Source organism: Methanosarcina barkeri str. Wiesmoor (genome assembly GCF_000969985.1).
Taxonomy (GTDB): domain Archaea; phylum Halobacteriota; class Methanosarcinia; order Methanosarcinales; family Methanosarcinaceae; genus Methanosarcina; species Methanosarcina barkeri_B.
In genome coordinates this window covers 1,026,012-1,046,647 of record NZ_CP009526.1, presented here as the reverse complement: position 1 = coordinate 1,046,647, position 20,636 = coordinate 1,026,012, and the positions used below count along the sequence as shown (strand labels likewise).

General features: G+C 39.5%; 20 protein-coding genes and 1 tRNA gene. 6 read left to right on the top strand and 15 right to left on the bottom strand.

The features are described from left to right. Positions 1-334: 334 nt before the first annotated feature. The 6 genes from MSBRW_RS04615 to MSBRW_RS04595 form a co-directional block, all read right to left on the bottom strand. Entirely contained in the window at positions 335-2,167 is a 1,833-nt protein-coding gene (locus MSBRW_RS04615; RefSeq protein WP_011305167.1) for a pentapeptide repeat-containing protein, read from the bottom strand. Between the two features lie 223 nt (positions 2,168-2,390). Then, positions 2,391-2,567 (bottom strand): hypothetical protein, encoded by a 177-nt coding sequence (locus tag MSBRW_RS21755; protein ID WP_155398112.1) that lies wholly within the window; start codon positions 2,565-2,567, stop codon positions 2,391-2,393. A 20-nt stretch (positions 2,568-2,587) separates the two neighbouring features. Further along, the gene (locus MSBRW_RS04610; RefSeq protein WP_048102314.1) at positions 2,588-3,127 is read right to left on the bottom strand and encodes a site-specific integrase; all 540 of its coding nucleotides are present in this window, start codon (positions 3,125-3,127) and stop codon (positions 2,588-2,590) included. A gap of 80 nt (positions 3,128-3,207) precedes the next feature. Next, positions 3,208-3,279: transfer RNA gene (locus MSBRW_RS04605), tRNA-Thr, on the bottom strand. A 198-nt stretch (positions 3,280-3,477) separates the two neighbouring features. Next, positions 3,478-3,990 carry a chorismate--pyruvate lyase family protein gene (locus MSBRW_RS04600; protein ID WP_011305168.1) on the bottom strand — a complete coding sequence of 171 codons (513 nt, stop codon included), beginning with the start codon at positions 3,988-3,990 and terminating at the stop codon, positions 3,478-3,480. 66 nt (positions 3,991-4,056) lie between these two features. Further along, complete coding sequence (locus tag MSBRW_RS04595; RefSeq protein ID WP_011305169.1) at positions 4,057-4,371, bottom strand: DUF5611 family protein; 315 nt, start codon at positions 4,369-4,371, stop codon at positions 4,057-4,059. A 704-nt stretch (positions 4,372-5,075) separates the two neighbouring features. Here MSBRW_RS04595 and MSBRW_RS04590 point away from each other — a divergent pair. Next, the gene (locus MSBRW_RS04590) at positions 5,076-5,384 is read left to right on the top strand and encodes a hypothetical protein (protein WP_011305170.1); all 309 of its coding nucleotides are present in this window, start codon (positions 5,076-5,078) and stop codon (positions 5,382-5,384) included. Between the two features lie 280 nt (positions 5,385-5,664). Here MSBRW_RS04590 and MSBRW_RS04585 read toward each other — a convergent pair whose 3' ends face one another. Next, positions 5,665-6,645: a methanogenesis marker 2 protein gene (locus MSBRW_RS04585; protein WP_011305171.1), complete on the bottom strand. Its 981-nt coding sequence runs from the start codon at positions 6,643-6,645 to the stop codon at positions 5,665-5,667. A gap of 421 nt (positions 6,646-7,066) precedes the next feature. Between MSBRW_RS04585 and MSBRW_RS04580 the strand changes: the two genes are divergently transcribed. Then, on the top strand, positions 7,067-7,243 hold the full coding sequence (locus MSBRW_RS04580) for a 4Fe-4S binding protein (RefSeq protein WP_011305172.1): 177 nt from the start codon (positions 7,067-7,069) through the stop codon (positions 7,241-7,243). 218 nt (positions 7,244-7,461) lie between these two features. Here MSBRW_RS04580 and nifB read toward each other — a convergent pair whose 3' ends face one another. The 5 genes from nifB to queC all read right to left on the bottom strand — a co-directional run bounded on the left by nifB (position 7,462) and on the right by queC (position 11,383). Beyond that, on the bottom strand, positions 7,462-8,427 hold the full coding sequence (gene nifB, locus MSBRW_RS04575; RefSeq protein ID WP_011305173.1) for a nitrogenase cofactor biosynthesis protein NifB: 966 nt from the start codon (positions 8,425-8,427) through the stop codon (positions 7,462-7,464). Between the two features lie 322 nt (positions 8,428-8,749). Continuing rightward, entirely contained in the window at positions 8,750-9,103 is a 354-nt protein-coding gene (queD, locus tag MSBRW_RS04570) for a 6-carboxytetrahydropterin synthase QueD (RefSeq protein WP_011305174.1), read from the bottom strand. Between the two features lie 99 nt (positions 9,104-9,202). Next, on the bottom strand, positions 9,203-9,979 hold the full coding sequence (locus tag MSBRW_RS04565; RefSeq protein ID WP_011305175.1) for a 7-carboxy-7-deazaguanine synthase QueE: 777 nt from the start codon (positions 9,977-9,979) through the stop codon (positions 9,203-9,205). Then, positions 9,979-10,539: a DUF366 family protein gene (locus MSBRW_RS04560; protein WP_011305176.1), complete on the bottom strand. Its 561-nt coding sequence runs from the start codon at positions 10,537-10,539 to the stop codon at positions 9,979-9,981. Before MSBRW_RS04560 ends, MSBRW_RS04565 begins: the two co-directional genes overlap by 1 nt. Before the next feature lie 148 nt (positions 10,540-10,687). Beyond that, entirely contained in the window at positions 10,688-11,383 is a 696-nt protein-coding gene (gene queC, locus MSBRW_RS04555) for a 7-cyano-7-deazaguanine synthase QueC (protein ID WP_011305177.1), read from the bottom strand. A 739-nt stretch (positions 11,384-12,122) separates the two neighbouring features. Between queC and MSBRW_RS04550 the strand changes: the two genes are divergently transcribed. Further along, positions 12,123-12,623 carry a metallophosphoesterase gene (locus MSBRW_RS04550; protein WP_011305178.1) on the top strand — a complete coding sequence of 167 codons (501 nt, stop codon included), beginning with the start codon at positions 12,123-12,125 and terminating at the stop codon, positions 12,621-12,623. Between the two features lie 290 nt (positions 12,624-12,913). Then, positions 12,914-13,327 carry a putative zinc-binding protein gene (locus tag MSBRW_RS04545; RefSeq protein ID WP_011305179.1) on the top strand — a complete coding sequence of 138 codons (414 nt, stop codon included), beginning with the start codon at positions 12,914-12,916 and terminating at the stop codon, positions 13,325-13,327. Positions 13,328-13,367: 40 nt separating this feature from the next. On the opposite strand, the gene MSBRW_RS04540 is transcribed toward MSBRW_RS04545, so the two are convergent. After that, the gene (locus tag MSBRW_RS04540) at positions 13,368-14,069 is read right to left on the bottom strand and encodes a metallophosphoesterase family protein (protein ID WP_011305180.1); all 702 of its coding nucleotides are present in this window, start codon (positions 14,067-14,069) and stop codon (positions 13,368-13,370) included. A 93-nt stretch (positions 14,070-14,162) separates the two neighbouring features. Next, a complete protein-coding gene (locus MSBRW_RS04535) occupies positions 14,163-16,097 on the bottom strand; it encodes a hydantoinase/oxoprolinase family protein (RefSeq protein WP_011305181.1) in 1,935 nt (644 codons plus the stop codon). 603 nt (positions 16,098-16,700) lie between these two features. Here MSBRW_RS04535 and MSBRW_RS04530 point away from each other — a divergent pair. Continuing rightward, positions 16,701-17,402 (top strand): class I SAM-dependent methyltransferase, encoded by a 702-nt coding sequence (locus MSBRW_RS04530; protein WP_011305182.1) that lies wholly within the window; start codon positions 16,701-16,703, stop codon positions 17,400-17,402. Between the two features lie 487 nt (positions 17,403-17,889). Then, a complete protein-coding gene (locus tag MSBRW_RS04520; RefSeq protein ID WP_011305184.1) occupies positions 17,890-18,252 on the top strand; it encodes a sulfite exporter TauE/SafE family protein in 363 nt (120 codons plus the stop codon). 219 nt (positions 18,253-18,471) lie between these two features. On the opposite strand, the gene MSBRW_RS04515 is transcribed toward MSBRW_RS04520, so the two are convergent. Next, positions 18,472-20,211 carry a DEAD/DEAH box helicase gene (locus tag MSBRW_RS04515; protein WP_011305185.1) on the bottom strand — a complete coding sequence of 580 codons (1,740 nt, stop codon included), beginning with the start codon at positions 20,209-20,211 and terminating at the stop codon, positions 18,472-18,474. Between the last annotated feature and the right edge of the window lie 425 nt (positions 20,212-20,636).

Here is a 20,636-nt window from a genome sequence, read left to right as displayed (position 1 = left end):
AATGATCTGTTTGCTGTTTAAATGACTTAAGTACTTTAATTGGAAAATTAAACGTTGATTTATCCTTACTTTTAACATTGAATTTTGTATGGATGAAAATGACATCAGATGCCTTATTTATAGATAAACATAAATTGTAAAAGAATAAAGTATTTATCTCGCTTTTTTCTTGATTTAAAAGAGTATTATGGATTATTTATATAAAAAATTGATTTTTAGAATGTACCTTAATTGGGGAAACTCTAAATGCATACCTATTATCCAAAATAAGCATTTTATGCCCTTAGTTTTAGTACTGATTTGGAAGGACCCTATTTTATTGATTGTCCAAATATTAAGTCCTTATCAGCACATTGGTAAGAGTAGCCATAAAAATTGCAAGGGTTATCCAACCAATAACTCCTTCAAGGGTAGCCCATTTCCTGAAGTTATCTTTAGCATCCCAGTTATTATGACTCATAAAAATGAACGTGGTTATGCTAAAATTCAAAGCATCCCAAAAGGAAACTTTCTGATGCTGATTTTCAGAAGCATCTGTTCGCACTATTCCTGGTCCCTGAAAACGAAATTTAATAGGCGTTGTTTCGGTACTAGTACTTACCAAAGATATAGTTGGACCTTTTGCATAGATTATGGAAAATAAGAAAGTCATAATCATTCCAAAATAGAGTGAATTTAAAGGTCTTACACCGTAACCACAAGTAATTAAAGTAAGAAAGTCTATCAAAAGTGGGGTATCATAGATAGATTTTGATTTTGCAGCGTAAATTAATTTATGTTTTAGAGATGAATCTCGGTAGTTATAATATATAGTATCCGCTTCGTCATATTTCCCGAATCTTTTGTAATATTCAATAAATGTCTGACTACTTTCTCCATCTGAATATATATTTCGAGGTGAGTAAGGTCCCACAAAGTCGGCATTATTATTGAAAGTAACTTCATAAAAGTTACAATATTTAAAAGTTGTACTATGGGTGGAATACCCCCAAGTTCCATTTCCGAAATAGGTAGGACCTTTAAAACTTACTCCGTAAAAGCTGCTAATATCATTAAAAGCCACATCTGAGAAATCTGTAGAACTTTGAAATTTTACAAGAGTAAATTTGACACGATCATTGAACTTTACACCTTGGAATAATGCATCATTATTAAAAAGTACACTAGTAAATTCTGTAGGACTATCAAAAGAAGCGTTCAAGAACTCGGAAGTGCCTTTAAAAATCACATTTTTGAAGCTGATAGTACCATCAAAAGAGTCCATATTGAAATAAGTATCTACTGCAGAAGTTGACCCTACTTTAGAAGTTGACCTTTCAAAACTGGCAAAATCATGAAAATTAGTCTCATTGAAGGAGGTCGTATTGTTAAATATCGACCCTTGAAAACTGGTAAAATCATGAAAATTAGCTTCATTGAAGGAGGTCGTATTGTTAAATATCGACCCTTGAAAACTGGCAAAACCATCAAATAAAGTACTATCAAAGTTAGTAATATCGTTAAAAGTTGTTTCCTCAAAATAGACAGAATGGCGAAAACCCACATCGCAGAAGTCAGTTATTTCATTACTATTACTTCCAAAAATGACTTTATTGAAGTAGGCTGTATCATTAAAATCCGCTCCCTTGAAGGATGTTTGACCTCTAAATGTTGTAAAAGAAAAGTTTGCATTATCATTAAAATTCGTAGAGGTGAAATTTGAGGTTCTATTAAAAGTTGTCTTATAAAAGTTGGAAGTTCCATTAAAAAAGGATGCTCCGAAAGTAGCATTGGAAGAACAATTTACTTCATGAAATAAAACAGATCTACTAAATAGAGCTTTTGAGAAATCGAGGTCACTATCAAAACTACAGTTAATGAATGTGATGTTGCCTTCAACAACTCCTTCTTCACTATCAGTTGGATCAGGGTCCTCTTCGTAATAGTACCAAGGTATCCGATTATATTTAGAGACCTTTTTAAGTTCAACATTACTTAAATTGAGTTCACCGACTATACGACAATTTTCAAGGTATATATCTTTCCCACTCTCTATATTTTTCAGGATATCCTCTGCTTTAACTTTGGTATTAACTTCTCTGTATTCAGCTGCCTGAACTGTCGTTGACAGCAAGAGAAGTGCCAAAATTGACAACAGGAGAAAAAAGGTCAAAGATCTAAATTTCATTTTTACACCTTTTTAGGTAGTATATCTTCCACATATTATAGTTTTTCCGAAATTGTTTTCAGATTTAAATTGTTAACTAACTCATAATTACATTAGTTAATCTAGGGGAGAATAAGGCGTGTTTTGCACTTTTACCACTTGATTTTGTGATGTTTTAACAGGGATGATACCGGACCAACAATCCTGAAAACTTCAAGTAAACTATGGTGTAAAGAAATGTAGACTATACACCTGGCGATAAATTATCAACCTGCTGCATATACAATATTCGGGCTCTGTAGAAACCCTCATGATCCAAAGGCTCACGCATGAGGTAGGCGTCTGGGTTATTCTTTTTAGGATGGATGTCAAGCCATGCAGCAAGATAAGGGACAGAGAATATAGTCCGGACACGTCTCATCCCAGTTTTCCCGTTAACAGTCAGGATGGCACCATATTGGTCAAAGACAATAGCTTAATCTTAAGCGAACCCATCTCACCAATACGTGCTCCTGTATCATAGAGAACTGCTACAATTGCTTTATTCCGCGGGTGCTCGGCAGCCTCGATCATTCGCTTAATTTCGTCTTCTGAAATAAGTTCTTCAGGCAACTTGGAAGAGTTCATCTTCATGGAAATTCTAATCCATTTGATTTTCTCTTCCATACCAAGCCATGTAAAAAGACGTTTTACGGTAAGCTTATAGTCGTGTTTTGTCCATTCAGCCCAATCTGAACGTTCAATCCTTGCAACAATAGCCTGAACTTCTTCAAGCTCCATCGACGAAAAGCTGGTATCTGTCCATCCTGCAATCACGTTAAGATGTGACAAGTATTTCAAAACCTGAACATTGGATAAGCCATTGGCAAAAAAGTAATTCTCAAATTTAAAAATCAGCTTTATATTGTCAGCACAGTAATTTGCCTGCTCTACCCTATTTTCTACTGCGTTTAAAGCCTTATCATGATCATATATGCTCATACTATCTACCTTCTTGGAAACTATATTATATACACAAAATCCAAGCAAAGTGAAAGTAAGGCTTTAAACTGGTAGTAGTAAGCCTCGGGCGGGATTTGAACCCGCGACCTCGTCCTTACCAAGGACGCGCTATACCCCTAAGCCACCAAGGCACTGATGCTCAAAGAGCATCTCCAAAATATCACAGCAGAGATATAAAGGTTTCGACTGAAAGCAGAAATAGGTGGGATTTTCTCCCAGACTGCTATAAAATTTGCAAGTTTGTTTTAAATAAAATAGGAAGGCATGTTTCAAAAAAGCTATTTTGTTCCAATTTTATTGCTTAGTTTGTCATTCCCTGAGATATCCCCTTATAAATTCCAGCGCTCATCGATAGGGAAGCGCTCGTTAATCCACATAAGGACGTGGTTGTTGTGGACTATTTTGTAGGAACGGGAAAGGATAGGTATGCCACCAAAAGTTGGTTCTCCTTCCAGGATTTCAAGTTCAGCCATATCGCGCCTGGTTTCAAGGTTATGGCTGCGCAGGATCCGGCCGATAGGGATGTCTGCCCTCATGAGCTGTTCCTTCATGGTATCAGGCATGCGTTCCAGCGGAGAGAGGGACCTTGCATGGACAAAGGTTGTGCCCCCTGCAGAGAGCCTGACTATTCTATCGTTTACCTCGCTGCCTTCTTCCACGCCCAGAAGGGCAGCAATCGTTTTGTCAGCCTTAATGGTATACTGGGACTCAGTTATTACACTTACCGGCTTTCGTGTCATTATTTCCAGCAGAAAGGTCACCGAACCGTCGGTTCCGCAGCAGACCCGCAGGCAGGTGGGAATCTCAAAGCTCTTCAGTTTTTCCAGAAAATCGCCACTCAAAAAGATGCCTCATGGTAGGGTGTTAGGTAGAAAAAATTTCAAAATAAGGTTAAGTAGTCAGGAGTTTTACTTCCCACTGACTTCTTTCTTGGCATTTTTTACTCGCTCTTTTGCTGTGTAGCCGGTAGCCTTATACAGGAAATCCCGGAAGGCCTTATTGGTCTGCAGGACAGTTTCATCATCAGTTACGGTGTCATCGGAAACCGTGTCCACAGAGAGCATTTTATTTTCAATCCGGACTTGTATCTTTGACATAGCACCATAGGAAGTTTCAAGGACTCCTTCATTTCTGGAAATCTCCCCTGGAAAACACTCCGCCATTACAGAATAAATCCTGTCAATATCAGGCTTAAAACCGCGCTTCAATTTATACTTCTGCATTGCTATCCTCTTATAAGAGAGTTTCATCTCAGATAAAGTTTGCTTAGAATCGGTCTGCTTAGTACCTTTTCCCTCACATTCCCTTACATTTTTATATATTTATTTAAATTGCAGTATGCTTACTTACGTTACAGTACATCATAATAAGTAAAGGAGACGTTACTATTTTTTCAAATTGTACCTCTAGTACTTTAACTCTGCTCATATTTAACATTGGTTATAATTTGACATGAGATAGAATAATTTCTCAGATATTTCTAATACGGGAGTCCAGAATATGTTTTTCTCTACTTTCGTCCAAGTTCGCATCTAATTATATCCAGAGTCATAATAGCTTCATGAATTATGAAACAATATTATAATCTAATGATTATGTAATTTGAATTAAATATTCAGGTCATAACAGATAATGCCCATGAGAATCAATCATAAATATGATTATACCTATCATAAGTTGATATAAAAAGATCTGATTAACTACCTGAGAGATCTTAACGTTTAACATCGTTTAATGCTTAGTTTGATTTACCTTATCCATTACTTTAACAATATCCATTACTTTAACAATGTACGTTACTTTAACAATGCACAAACAAAAAGCCTTTCCACTTTACTAAACCTGCTTCTTTTTATTGAAGCTAATCGAAACTGATAGAAGCTACAAATAGAAAAATAAGAAGGAAAAATAAGAAGGTGACCCCAGGATGCACAAGACACTTAATCTGGAAGAATTAATTGCCTCAAAGCAACTTGAAAAGGAAAAAGAGAAAGGATGCGAGGATTTTAAAATTGAAGAACTGTATGATCTAATAATCCCCCCAGGCACGGTTGTATCTATTATTTACGATATTGTTGAAGAGTTCGGGCTTGAACCTGTCACCAGAAAGATGTTCGTAGGCATAGCAAACAGCGAAGAAAGAGAACTCCTGGTTCTCCGTGGCCCTCTGGAGAAAGTTCAGGCTGCTGAAAAATTCCTCTATGAAGAAATGAAAGCCTGGATAGAAAACCCGTAACTAATTAAAGACTCTCAATTCGGCTAGATTTCACAAATAATCCCGCAAGTTTTCTCAATCCGGTAAAATCTCTTCGGGCCAGTAGCATGAAGAAAATAAAATTCCGGATTGAAAAACAATAATGAAAATTAATCTTTTTTGACGAAAATACGAAGGTGTAAACTTTAAAAATGTAAACTTTAAAGATGTGAACTTTAAAGACATAAACTTAAAAAGATTAAGCTTTAAAAGATAAAAAATAAAAGACATTAAAAAAGAAAAGAGGACAGGAAAACCTCTATTATTCGGAACAGATGCCTGTAATGCTTTCCCTTGAAAAATCAAATACTGTAACTCTACCTGTTTTATCATGAATATCGAGTTTTAATCCTGCCTCGATTTTTCCGATAATAGCAGCCGTAAGCCCGGCTTCTTCAAAGACCTTTCTGCATTCTTCTGCCTTTTCCGGATCTGCAGTAAACACATATCCTGTTCCGGGATGCACTTTTAGCCACTGCTCAAAATCCACGTTTTTGGCCCTCGGGACTTTTTCAAGGTCTACAGATGCACCAACTCTGCTTGTTTCACAGAGCATGCCAAGTGTCCCTATAAGCCCTGGGTTGCTTATGTCTTTTCCTGCTGTAGCAAGTTTTCGTTTTGCAATTTCCTGGGTTACTAGATAGCTCTTCCTGAGCACTGCCGGATCTTTAAAAGATGTTGTATCCCAGCTATAAGGGGAATTTGGCCCTATTTTTCCGTCCATATCGTAAGCTGCAATAACCAGGTCTCCGGACCGGGCAGTGTCGCTCCGGATTACACAATCTTTCTTCACTATCCCGATAATAGCAACTGAAATAGAGTTATAATCAGTATCAGGATGAACGTGCCCACCTACAAGCGGAACCCCGAATTTTCGAACTCCTTCAGCCAGGCCTTCCATGAGTTCCTTACAGGCTGTCTCGGAGCTTGAAGAAGCAATATCTACCATAGCAAGAGGCTTTCCCCCCATTGCTGCGATATCGTTTACGTTAACAACTACAGCTCCATAACCTGCCCACCAGGGACTGGCATCCAGTAACCTTCCCCAGATTCCATCTGCTGCAAAGAGGATAACATCATCTCCTCCTATGTCAATAACTGCCGCATCGTCTCCAAAATCAACGATCGCGTTCTGATACTCAGGACGAACGGCTTCGAAAACTGAAACAATGTCCTCAATCTGTTTTTTTCGGGTAACCCCTTCGAAGTTTTTTATCCTTGCTGCGAGCTCTTCCAGGTTCAATGTCAGGCTTCCTTTTGTTTTTTAAAATTCATATAAATATTTCAGTAGTACAGATACAAATATTAACAGTACAAATACGAATAATCAGTAGTATAAATACGAGATTTCAGCAGCGTAAATACGAGATTTCAGCAGCGTAAATACGAGTAATCAATAGTGTACAAGTATAAGAGCATGCTAGTAATACAGATAATATTAGTATTACGCTATCGATGAGAATAAATAGATTACGAAACTTCTTTTATGAAAGAATCTTGAGGTATTTTCGCGAGTACCTATTCTTTTATCCTTTATCTTTTTTGTTCTTTGTTTCATATAGAAGAAGCGACAGCTTTTTATTAAGTAATTCAATCTTATAAAAGTAACTTAATATAAGTATAGACAAATAAAAATCCCATACTGTTAAAAAGGAGTGAAAAAAATGGTAGCAAAAGTTAATGCCGATTCCTGTACAGGCTGTGGAACTTGTGTAGATGAATGTCCAGCAGCTGCAATCTCTCTCAACGACAACGATATTGCAGTTGTCGATGAAAATGAGTGCCTTGATTGTGGTGCATGCGAAGATGCCTGCCCGAACAACGCAATCACAATCGAGTAATATTTACAAGTGCAATTTTAAGTACGCTTTTAGAATAGATCTGAGAAGCGGAGTACTCTTACTCCGACTTTTCAGTTATTGGTTCAGCATTCTTTTTATAGGTTTTGAAGCCAGAACTCTTACTTGAATTCTTATTTAAAAGCTTTTTTTGATTCCAGAGCTAAAAATTACTCATGCTACTGGAGAAGTAATTCTTAAGCCTGGAGTTTCGGCTCTTTTCAGGCTTCCTGCTCCCCATTTTCCTTAAGGATTTTTCTTGCTCTTTCGATATCCTCTTTTGTCTGGATTTTTATGAGCTTTCTGCGCTCTTCGCTCATCTGCGACATGTCCTGAGAAAGGAGTCCATACGCATCAGCTCTACACTGCCTGCAATGGCGCATCTGCAAGACGTAAGGTTCACACGCCTGCTGGGCAGCTTTTCTTTCTTCTGCGGTAGGCGGTTCAGTGTTTGCAAAAGCTCCCTGGCTAATAAGAGGCATGATATTCATGATGTAGACCCCAAGTTCGTTGAGTTTTTTGGCAATCTCAACCACATGTTTATCATTAATGCCCGGGACAAGTACGGTGTTTACCTTGACAACAATGCCCGCATCTACAGCCGCTTTAACGCCCTCAAGCTGGTTCTTTATCTGGATTCTTGCGCCTTCGATTCCTTTGTAGATCTTTCCGTGATAAACTACATGGTCCACGATTTTTGCCTGAATTTCAGGGTCGATCGCATTTATTGTTACCGTTAATGTAGAAACTCCTACGCGCAGAATATCCTCCAGCTTTTCGGGAAGCATGAGCCCGTTTGTACTCATACAGAGTGTGAGATCAGGAAATTCGTTTTTGATCAGCTCAAAGGTTTCAAAGGTCTCTTTATTGTCCAGGGGATCACCCGGGCCTGCAATTCCGACAACCTTGATAAAGGGATAATCTTTTATGATCTGCCTTGTCTTTTCAAGGGCTTCCTGTGGAGTAAGAACCTTACTCGTAACTCCTGGGCGGCTCTCGTTTACGCAGTCAAATTCCCTGACGCAGAAATTACACTGGATATTGCATGAAGGAGCCACAGCCAGGTGAATTCTCCCATACTTATGCTGGGCTTTCCTGTCGTAGCAGGGATGTTCGGCAATTTTTCTCAGGAGCCCTTCGTCAAATTCAGGGCGATTTATGTCATTTATAGGATTGTCTTCTGGCAAATGTGTTCTCCTCCTTTCAGAGTTTAGAAGTACAGCAGAACCTCAATGCAGGGGGATTTCAGGATGTCTAACCAGTTTATGATGACCCCCTTGATATACGTTGTGAATTTATATGGAATCCAGAGAATTTTTAGCTGTTTCCTCCGAGTTCCTACAGTTTTAAATTTTAATAAGATATAAAATCCCTTTAATTATATAAAAGCTCAGTATGGTATAGCGGGCTTTAAGCGAATTTATATACATTCGGTAGATTATTTCTCAAAAATCCTGGGTAAAGTAACTAATAATTAAATGTAATCAGGACAAACATCGTCGGATTTGATCATTCCGAGAAATTATCCATTTCACACCATTTGCCTTCCCCTTCCCAGACCCTTACCTGAAGGGGAAAGCCAAATCTCTTGTAGAGTCGGGAGTGAATGTGCTGGCAGAGATGTTCGGAACTTGGAAATTCAAGGATTTCATTTAATAGGATATGGTCATATTCTTCAAGAGTTTCTTTAATTCCTTTCTTCAGATCGTAAAAGTCGATAACCATTCCATTTTCCCTGACTTCCCCTTCTACCAAGACCTCAATTTTATAAGTGTGACCGTGTACTCTTCCACATTTTCCATGTCCAGGAAGGTAATGGGCACTATCAATATAGTCAATAACTCCCAATCTCATTTTTGTCATCTGGTACACTCCGTTTTCAATAAATATGTTTTTTCAAGAATTTTTCACATCTGGAGTTTATTCACATCTCAGTGCGTTCTTTGTTCTCTTTAATTCCGGTTATAAACAACCCCACATCCTGTGAGTCTGGGGGATAACTCGTGTATCTATAATTTCAAGCAGACTTTTCTGCAGTTCCATTATATTCTGGACGGATGCCTGTATAGATCGCGAAGGTCGCGGATTTGTCACGTCACGTCCAATAGGGGTTTCAGGCTGGAGTATCACACAGGATACATAAGGTGCTATAGACTCTACAGCCGGAGTTACAGTTTCTAATTCCGTGCTGCTATCTACAACAATCTTGCAAAAACAATCCCTTGAGTGGTTTTTTCTCAGGAGCTTGAAGCACTCAACTGTATTCTCCATATGGGTTTCCCGGGCTTCAGCCCCAATACCCCGGAGTGAGTCGGGAAGTTTGAAGTCTCCGGACACATAAGCAACCTTTTCAGTCAGTTTTCTGGCCTGCTCAGGCAAGGTCATATTGGACTCAAGGTAAAGCGGCGAAGTCAGATTCAATTTTTCTATAAAATCCGCATGCATGAGGGGTTCTCCTCCTGTCAGGGAAACTGAATGGAGCTTATTGAAAGGCCGTATCATAGATTCCAGCTGGCTGATACTCACAGGATTTTTGATTTTCTCAAAAATTCCGCTCCCTTCCACCTGCTCATAGTTACAAGTTCCGGGGTTTGAAAAATCCGTATCACAGTAATTGCAATTGAGATTACAGCCAGAAAAGCGGACAAAAGCCTGCCTTGCTCCAACATATGGTCCTTCGCCCTGCACAGAGCAAAAGACCTCCCTTATCGGAGCAGAAACAGAGTCAGAAGCTGCCATTATATAGCCCCCAGAGGTCTGGACTTTCTCAGGTCCTTTTCTATATCCTCAAATTCGCGGACATAGGCTTCTCCTACTGCCTGCATAAAGCTTTCAACCTGTTTGTCTTCTCCTATCCCTGCATCTTTCAGATTTCCATATACATCGTGAGAGACGTTGATGCCGAAATGGATCTTCTGGGAAACTGCCGAGGTACTGGCAATCGAAACTGTCAGTTTCTTTCCTTTCAGGAAAAGGTCATCTCCTTCCCGTGTTGCATGCACACCGAGATCTGCAAGGTATTCTCTTACAAGAGCTGTGAAAAAACGCTGCCGTGCATAGATAAGTTTCAGATCCGTAGAATCAAAATGTTCGATAATGAAACTCACCATATCTTCGGACCAAATAGATTCATTTGCCCGTCGGTCTTCCAGGTCGATCATGTGCTCGATTTTTACGTCGCAGGCTCCTCTGAAAACTACAACCGAGTCTTCCTGAACTCCAAAACTGTTGTAGGCCCATAGAGAGGAAATCTGGCTCCCGTCATAATCAAATTTCTCAGGTAAAACAATGCATTTCATAGAATTCTCTCTGCAAGTTTTTCTGCAAGTTTTTCTGCAAACTCCTTCTTAATTCTTTCTTAATTCTTTCTTAATTCTTTCTTAATACACTTTGTTGGCCGGCATCCTGTCCGATTATGTCGATTCAGATCAGGCGTTTCCTTTAGGCTCAAATTCCAAGTCTTTCCAGAAGAGGATCTTTTACACCTGCGTTTTTAAACGCACGTGCCCTGCGCACGCAGCTTTCGCATTCTCCGCAGGGAATTTCTTCTCCGCGATAGCAGCTCCAGCTGTACTCAAGAGGAGCTTTTGCTTCCAGAGCCCTTCTGACTATTTCCGTTTTCCCAAGTTCAATCAGAGGAGCCAGTATTTTTACCCCGTTTTGAGTGGAATAGAAAAAAGCCCTGTCCATTGCCTTCACGTAGTCAAGGGAATTGTCAGGGAAAGTGCCTGCCTCTTCCCCGTTAAAACCCACTACGAGATACTCACATTCCCTGCTTTCGGCAAAGCTTCCTGCTATATTGAGCATCACCCCATTTCTGTTAGGGACCCAGACAGCTTTTGCTGAAGCGTCTGTGATTTCTGCAGGGGCCGCTTCGCCAATGTCCTCAAACGATAAAGATGGGACTTCAACATCCCTGTTAACGAGAGAGGTGGATGTTATTTCCGAAAGCCAGTCCAGTTTTATAACCCTGTGCTCAATTCCGAAATATTCGCATACCTTTCGTGAGTACTCAATTTCCCTCTCTCTGGCTCTCTGCCCATAATCAAAGGTAATAGCCATTTCAATGTCAAAATCTTCCGCTGCGATTGCGAGCGCTGCAACTGAATCAAGCCCGCTGCTCAGGAGGGTTATAGCCTTCATTTTCACTCACTAATTAACTTTATTTTCACTCAAGATTCTAACTCTCTAATTAAACTCATTTTTTAAACTTAACCGGTAATTTAACTGATTATTGAAACTTAACCGGTAATTTAACTGATTATTGAAACTTAACCGGTAATTTAACTGATTATTGAAACTTAACCGGTAATTTAACTGAGTATTGAAACTTAACATGAAATTTAATTGATTATTGAAACTTAACATGAAATTTAATTGATTATTGAAACTTAACATGAAATTTAATTGATTATTTTAAATTTAATAGGGAACTAAACTTATCATTTAAACTCAATAGGGAATTTTTTGAATTTGTGATTACAAGATTATCCAGGTTTATTGACTCAGGATTACCCAGGCTTATTCGCCCAGTATTCCCAGAATGCTCTTCAAAGATTATTTCAATAATACCAGTAACTCATATTTAAAAGTAGCTGTCTTCTTGATAGGAGTTAAGGCGCAACCTGTGGATTTGTGTTGCTCCAGATTCATTATAGGTGCAAGCGAGAAAGCATTCAGAGTTCAGGGTAAAAGCAGTTCCTGTCAAGGTTTAAACTTAGTAAGGTTCGCTCTAAATTTCGATTAAAAAGTCTGATTATAAACTTTAATTTTAAAATTTCAATTCTTGAAGAAGGCTCTAAAAAATCTGTTTTACCAAATTCTTTTTAGCAAACCGCACCATATATTAAATAGGGAAAGCTAGTCGAAGAGGTGGGAATACTTGATTGGAATTATTTCGGACTCACACGATAACATGAATGCTATCCGGAAGTCAGTAGAGTTTTTTAATGAAAAAAAAGTAAAAGCAGTGCTGCATGCTGGAGATCTCATTTCTCCGTTTACCGCGGGAGCCTTTAAGGATTTGGAGTCAAAACTTTACTTTGTATTTGGAAACAATGATGGAGATAAAGTGACGCTTACGAAGCGGTTTGAAGAAATCGGAGCTATTTCCTGTGGGAACTTTGGAGACCTGACAATTGATGGACTGCATATTGGCCTTCTGCACGGGACAAATGAAGTCCTGGTTAAAGCGCTTGCCAGATCAGGGGAATTTGACGTGGTAGTCCGGGGCCATACTCATGATCCGGGTGTCAAAATCATTGAAGGGGTTCCTGTGATAAATCCAGGGGAAGCCTCAGGTGTGCTTTCAGGAAAGCAAACAGTTGCCATTCTTGAAATAGCAAACCTTAACGTTGAGATAATGCAGCTTGAGCTGGACTAATTTTACTCCTCTCTTATTTTTTAGCGTGATAAGTGTTATTGGCATTTTTTTGGCATTTTTTGGCGTTTTTGGGACAGGCAAACTGAGCCTAATTAGCTGGCAGTAATATCGGAAATTATATTAGCTTTCTCACCGTTTTCATTTCAATTATTTTTGAAACAACTTATCATTAAAGGTTATGAAACAGTTTTTCATTAAAGGTTATGAAACATTTCATTAAAGGTTGTATTACTCATAACGATTGTATTTCCCACTAATGTTTAGCTTTCTCATAAAAGGTTGTAATATCCATGGAATCAGCAGGAACGGAATCTATAAACTCTTTACCTGGCAAGACAGATGAAATGAAAAAATCTTCCGGAAAAAGGAAAAGTACCCTCATTTTTGCCTGCTCTGGTCTTTCTAACACCGGAAAACTTACAATGCAGGCAGCTTCAACTCTTGCTTTCCGGAGGCCTAATCTGTACAGGGCTGCAGCTGCTCACAAAGGAGTTGATGCGGTTGAAGATGCAGTATCAGACGGCTTTAAAATTATTGCCCTGGACGGCTGCACGGACCGCTGTGCCACAAAAAAGCTCGATGAAGCCGGAATGAAAGCTGATGTATATCTGATGGTTACGGAACTTGGGATCGAGAAAACAAGGTCTTCGGATGTGAAGCCCGAATATGTGGAAAAAATTGTCAGAGCTATAAAAGAAGCCTGAGTTCAACTCCCCAGCATTACTTTAAATTCCTTGTTTTATATCAGTATCCCCGCCTGAGAATAGCTATCAATTCCTCTGCATGGGGCATTCGTTCCCTAATTTTTGAGCAGACCGAATCGATATCGTAATCGAGGTGCAGGTGCTCTACTTTTCCGTTTTCGGTGTCAAAAACGGCACAGCTTGCCCGGGGATCTCCGTCCCTTGGCTGTCCGACTGAACCCGGGTTTATTATTGTCAGGTTTCCGAGTTTCCTGTCCATGGGGATATGAGAGTGACCGACAACAAGAAATTCTGCTTCCATGGGCTCCATTGCTTCGTTAATCATATTCTGGATCTCTTCGTCCGTGGTTTCGGGTTTTATGTATTCGAACATAGAGCGAGGGCTTGCATGGGTTAAATAGAGCCTTGTTCCATCGATTTCCTCTCTAATTAGGAGAGGGAGTTTCTGAAGGTATTCTATTCCGGATCTATCAAGGATTTCCCAGGTGTATTCCCTAGTCGCAATAGAAAGGTGCTTATATTTGTACCCGCACTGGCAGTCTACCTTGAAAGCAACCGCATTATCATGGTTTCCTCTTATTACGGGAATTCCTTTCATGCGTAGAAGGTCAATACATTTGTCCGGATCAGGTCCATAGTCAACAATATCTCCGAGACAGATGGCTCTATCATGAGGGATTTCCAGAACAGTCTCTAAAGCTTCATAATTTGCGTGGATGTCGGCAATCAGCAGAATTCTCATATTTTCCCCCTCTCACTTCATTCACTCTGTTTTTGGCTTTTTTCTCTTTATTCTCATAATTTCTCTTTGTTTTCCCCTTTAGATTCCTCTATTTTATTCCTTAATATGTAACCCACGTATGCCTATTCCCATTACCAGTAAATTAGTTTCCATAGGTGGATAGTTCCAGCCATCAGGTGAAATCGTTTTTTTCTCAACGGAAATTTCAACCTGGTTTCCGCTAAGGCCGCAGTCGCGCATGTAATCCATAGCAAGCTTTTTCCCAAGTTTGGTTGCAGTATCAAGGGCTTCCGAATACGTATCAAATTTCAGCCTGCTGCCCGGAGCAAAGACCAGGAAATCTTTATCTGGGGACATGAGGCTTGCTGGCCGTATCATAATTTCAACTCTTTTAATGCCTTTTCCCACAAGGGCTCCGACCGCGTTTCCTACCTCGGCATGTGGAGGAACGAGGATTTCTGCATCAATGATTGCCTTCAGATCTTCCCTATACGCCCGGACAGGACCTCCAAGCAGCACAACCGGAATGTCCAGCTTAAATTTAGCAGGATAGTTTCCGTCAAGGATCTTCTCAATGGATGCATATGGAACGTCTGAAAAGATATAAGACAGCAGATGAAGTGCCATACTCCTTGCAACCCGCTTTTTTACGGCAGTGCAGAACTCTCCTGGGATCATATGCATGAGCCTCGCAAGCCTTTCTGCGCCTATTTGTGAAGCTTCGACATCCCATTCTGTGTATTCCCCAAGTACATGCAGAGCGTCAGTAGGAGTGAAACCAACTGCCTGAATAAGGCGTTTTCTGATAAGAGAATCTAATGTCTGAGGATAGACGTCTTTTCGGAGAAGGACATTGATTTCAGGTACCGAAACGGGTTCTTCCCCAATGACCTTCATTACCTCAGCTTCAGTCCTGCTTAATTCTCCAACCTGATAACCGGATCTTACAAAAAATTTTGTGGGCTGGATGTTCTCTCCCAGATCTTCTCTGAAAGGTACGGGCGTTCTTTTGAGGTTATTCAAAAAGCTCGGGTATTTTACTGCAGCTACTGCCAGGGGGATGACTCGCCTGGGCCCAAGGAAAAGTTCCTTGTTAACGGTCCAGATATGGCTATCCCCTCCTGTAGCTGTTGTCTCCATCCTGATTGCCCGGACGCGGGTCTTCCAGCCGCCTACGACAGCCCCTTCATCGCTAAGGTCTGGAACACCCATACAGATTGAGGAGATGTCCGTGCTCGTGCCTCCTACATCCACAACCTCACAGGTCTTGAGCCCTGAAAGATGGGATGCTCCTACAAGGCTTGCTGCAGGGCCTGAAAAGATAGTTTCAATGGGTTTTTTCAGGGCGTCTCTTATCCCCACTACCGAGCCATCGCATTTGAGCATAAGGAGCCGTGCGTTAATCCCGCGTTTCGTGATATCTGAAATAACGGACTTCACGAACTGTCTTGTAATAGGGATGAGCTGGGCATTGAGAAAAGCCGTCACAGCCCTTTCGTAAGCTCCCAGTTCCTGGGAAAGCTCGTGGCCGCAAACCGCAGGCAGCCCTGTAAGTTCAAGAACCAGGTCTCTGGCCCTTATTTCGTGTTCAGGATTTCTTGTGCTAAAGTAAGACGATATCGCAAAAGCTGAAACCTTATCCTTGACCTGCAAAGCAAATTCCTCGATAGCCTTAGTATCAAGGGCAGTGACCTCCTCCCCATTATGGTTGTGCCCGCCAGCAGCAAAAAGCACATGTTCGGCTGGTAACTCTTTATCAACCGGATGGTCACCTATAAGGATAAGGGCTACAGGAAAACCTGTGCCTTCAAGGATGGTATTGGTGGAAAGGGTCGTTGAGACCGAAACCAGCTTTACGTTTTCAAGATATTCAGGATTGAGCCCATCAATTACGTTTTTAATGCCTGTAATGGGGTCGGGGTAGGTAGTAAGCGCTTTATTTGAATCTACAATCTCTCCGTCCGAATCCCTTACAAGCGCTGCATCGGTATAAGTACCTCCAGCATCAATCCCAAGACTGTAATGCATATTGAGAATGACTCCTTTTTTCTTTTTCTTGAAATATCTTTTGACAAATCTTTCTTTTCCTTATTTACTGTCAGGAAAAACTATTAGGAATTAAAAACTGATTTAATAAAACAATATAGTCTTAAAGCAATAATATCTAAAATTATAAATATCTACTTATTTCATAATAATTTGAAATGTTGTATTTTGAAATGATTTCGCAGACTCAAAACCATTTGAAAGGCAAATACATAATACAACAGCAGGCAACGCAAAAGGTTAAACATTGAGTAAATTCCAATTCTATATTGGTATTGTGGAACGATTACGTAAGATGAAACAAATTCGAAGTTGAAGTAAAATAATGGATCACCTGTATACAATATATAGCTATAGCTGCAATAAAAGAAATTAAAAACTCGAAATAATTTTGGGATAAAATACATAATAATTTGAAATAATTAAGAGTTATAACGCCCTTTGGAAATATTAAAAAAGCTTCAGTATATCTTGTAAGAAGTTGCTTAATATTCACTTTTCGAGACAAAACAATTAATTACCCTTGTTTCCGAAAAAAGATATGAATTTTCAACTTAGATAACAATTAAAAAGGATTCCAGTAACATGACTTCTGCAAAGCCTTTCCAAAATGCCACTCCTCATCTTCCTGAGGACTTTGATTCCCGAATTTCCGGAGTTCTCCCTTACTACTCCTGTTTTCATCAGGAAACTATCAATTTCATCAAGTCCATGCCATCAATCCCAAGAATTTGGCTGGATACCGGATGCGGAACAGGATCCCTGGTTAATAAAGCAATTGAGGAATTTCCGACTACAAAGTTTCTTTTACTTGATCCCTCAGAAGGCATGCTGAACCAGGCAAAGAAAAAACTTTCATCCTGCCCTGCTAACCGGCTGGAACTCCTGAAAGCTTCCTCTACTCAGGAATTCTCTCAGGAATTGGAGGAAAAACCAGATATCATCACTGCGATACAGTGCCATCACTATCTTAGCCGCGAAGAAAGGGCCAGGGCCACTGGTATGTGCTATAATCTTCTAAAAGAAGGCGGAGTTTATATTACATTTGAAAATATCAGACCGCTAACAGAAGAAGGAATAATTGTAGGGAAAAGGTACTGGCGCAATTTCCAGTTAGACCATGGCAGGACTGATAAAGAAATAAAGGAGCATCTGAAGCGTTTTGATACCGAATATTTTCCAATAACTGTTGAAGAACACCTTGAACTCTTAAGAAAAACAGGATTTAGAACCGTGGAATTATTCTGGTATTCTTACATGCAGGCTGGCTTTTACTGTATAAAATAATTACTATTTTGTTTTTTATTTTTTATTCCATTTCTTATTCTCTTACTTATTCTTATTCGCTTTCTTATTCTACTTCTTATTCTATTTCTTATTCTATTTCTGATTTTGCTTCTTATTCTACTTCTTATTCTCTTACTTATTCTCTTTCTTATTCTCTTTCTTATTCTCTTACTTATTCTCTTTCTTATTCTCTTTCTTATTCTCTTACTTATTCTATTTCTTATTCTCTTTCTTATTCTATTTCTTATTCTACTTCTTATTCTATTTCTTATTCTCTTTCTTATTCTCTTACTTATTCTATTTCTCCTTATTCTTCGATCACAGATTTAAAATTACACTAATCAGCTGACGACCTCTATCTTATTAATAAACAAGATAATTTTTTTATTAATGAAATGATATTAATATTCATTCAGCGTCTGTTTTTGTGACGAAAAACAGAACACGTCGAAGATTCATTGGAAACATATTTTGGCGGTAAAACTTTATGGAAGATTTAATAATTTATTTACTGATTGGTGCTGCAGCAGGTATTTTAAGTGGACTATTTGGTATCGGTGGTGGGGTTATAATTATTCCTGCACTAGTTGTTTTACAGGGATTTTCTCAAATAAAAGCCCAGGGAACTTCTCTAGTTGCACTGCTCCCACCTGTTGGCATACTTGCTTTTCTTGAATACTATAAAAGAGGAAACACCGATTTATATGCGGGTATAATCATTTGTATTGCTATGGTTATTGGTGCTAAATTCGGAGCACAATTCGCAAATACGCTCCCGATGGATGTGTTGAGAAAAGCTTTTGGTATATTTGTTATTTTAATAGGAATAAAGACCTTTTTGGGAAAATAAGAATTCCACTCCTAGAATATCATTAGTTATTCGACCTATGCAAAATTAGTCTATTGGTTTTGATTTCAACATAAATCTGAAAAATAAACTAAAAGGCCTGAGTAAAAAATCCGAAGTTTGAATAAAGTATTCGGGGTAAAATTATGTTCTCAGAATTCTCAGAATTTTTTGAAACTTCTGAAACTTTGTAGCCCCCGAAATCCTTAAAAAGAAATGAAATTAGTACGAAGAATATTTTTTCTTCGCAGTTCGTGTATCTCTTGTATAACTTTTGCTGTTCGTATTGCGAGAGCCATTCCAGGAGTCATTTCTAGAATAACTCCTGGAGCCATTACGAGTGCCACCACGATATTCATCCGCACTCTTTGAGCTTCTTCTCTTTGATTTCTGGGCAAGCTCTATAAAGGGTTTTCGACCTCTCTTTTTGTCTTTGAAGATTTCAAGCAGGGCTGAAGCCTGGGCAAAAGGTACAGTTACGAAGGAGAAGTGCGGGAAAATTTCTGCATCCCTTATTTTAAGGTCGCTTACTCCGGTTTCTTCCTGTATAAACTCGCAGAGCTTCTCAGGGGTCATGCCGTCAGCTTTTCCCATTGCGATGAAAAGCCTGGTTTTGCCTTTCCGGTCGACATATGAACTTCCGGAGATCTCTGTGTACATGCTTTCGTCGAACATCTCTTTGAAAGAGTACTTCAGGAGAGCAGCCAGGATTTTCTCGGCCGGGTATTCTTCAAGGAACTTTTCACTCATCTCAAGACAGTCTCCGTACTCCTCGTTTTTTATAGTTTCTTCGAGTTCGGCTTTTACTCTTGCCCTTTTAGCTTTAATTACATCTTTTATCTCAGGAATTCGGCCCCTCTTCATTGCGGATTTTGAAGTCTTTTTTATGTATGTGAGCCGCCTGTATTCCGTAGATGTAACGAAAGTAATTGCAGTTCCCTGCTTTCCTGCCCTACCGGTTCTTCCTATCCTGTGTACGTAAGACTCGGGGTCTTGCGGAAGAGAATAGTTAATTACGTGGGTCAGGTCCATGATATCGATACCTCGAGCTGCAACATCGGTTGCTACGAGGATGTTAATCTTTTGTTTTCTGAACCTGTTCAGTATCTTTTCCCTTTCACGCTGGGAAAGATCACCGTGCAGAGCATCGGCTGCATATCCCCGGTCTCCAAGCTTCTGGGCAAGTTGGGAGGTATCGGTTTTTGTTCTGCAGAACACAAGCCCGTAGAATTCGTCTTCAATATCGATAATCCTGCACAGGGCTTCAAATTTGTCGCTTTCCTTGACTTCGAAATAAATCTGCTCAGTAAGGTTCACATCAAGATCTTCTTTCTTAATAGCAACATATTCATAGTTCTTCATGTGTTTCTTGATGATGCCAAGGATAGGCTTTGGCATTGTAGCTGAAAAGAAAAGCATTCTCTTATCAGGCCCAGTTGCCTTTAAGATTTCCTTAATATCATCAATAAAGCCCATATTGAGCATTTCATCAGCTTCATCCAGTACGAAATAAGCAATGTTCTCAAGATTCAAGCTCTTCCGCTCAAGGTGATCGATGACCCTTCCTGGAGTTCCCACGACAATATCAACTCCGCTTTTCAGCATTCTGAACTGCTGGGTCATGGACTGTCCCCCATAAATCGGGACAATATGCAGCTTTTTGTCTCCTTTCAGAGAGTTAAGTTCTTCTGAGACCTGGATTGCTAATTCTCGAGTCGGGGTCAGGACTATAGCCTGCACCTTTCCTGATTTTTCCGGAATTTTTTCTATAATGGGGGCTCCGAAAGCCGTTGTTTTCCCGGTTCCGGTCTGAGCCTGCCCTATAATATCACATTCTCCTTTCAAAAAAAGCGGGATGACTTTTTCCTGAATTGGGGTTGGTTCTTCAAACCCTTTCTTTTTAAGGGCTTTTAACATACTGTCTGAAAGCCCCAATGCCTTAAATTTTGCTAATTTTTCCATGTACTCACTCTAATATTAACATTTTTTTACAGATCGCTCAATTTGCAGGTCTGCTGCTTACATACTCTGCCGCATACCCGACAGTATCCTTTACGGAAGAGGCCATTTATTTAAACCAGTACATGATACCAGCTAAAAACAGGTAAACACGCCGTATAAATGGTTAATATTCCCCGGGAATGCGAGAAGGTGCCTAAGGACCAGGGAAATTCACAACCGAGATACATAAAACTTATACAGCAAAAATTCGATTTTCTTGGATAAGTTCCGGACGCTTTTTTGAGTTATTCCCTGTGATACAGGCAGACGGAATTATTAAATTAAATAATATTAGGTTAGATAACCTTTAATTTGAATAGCTACCCTGTTACCCATTCCTGTATATAACCCTTTGCAACTCCCCTAATGAAGTTTTTAATAATAAA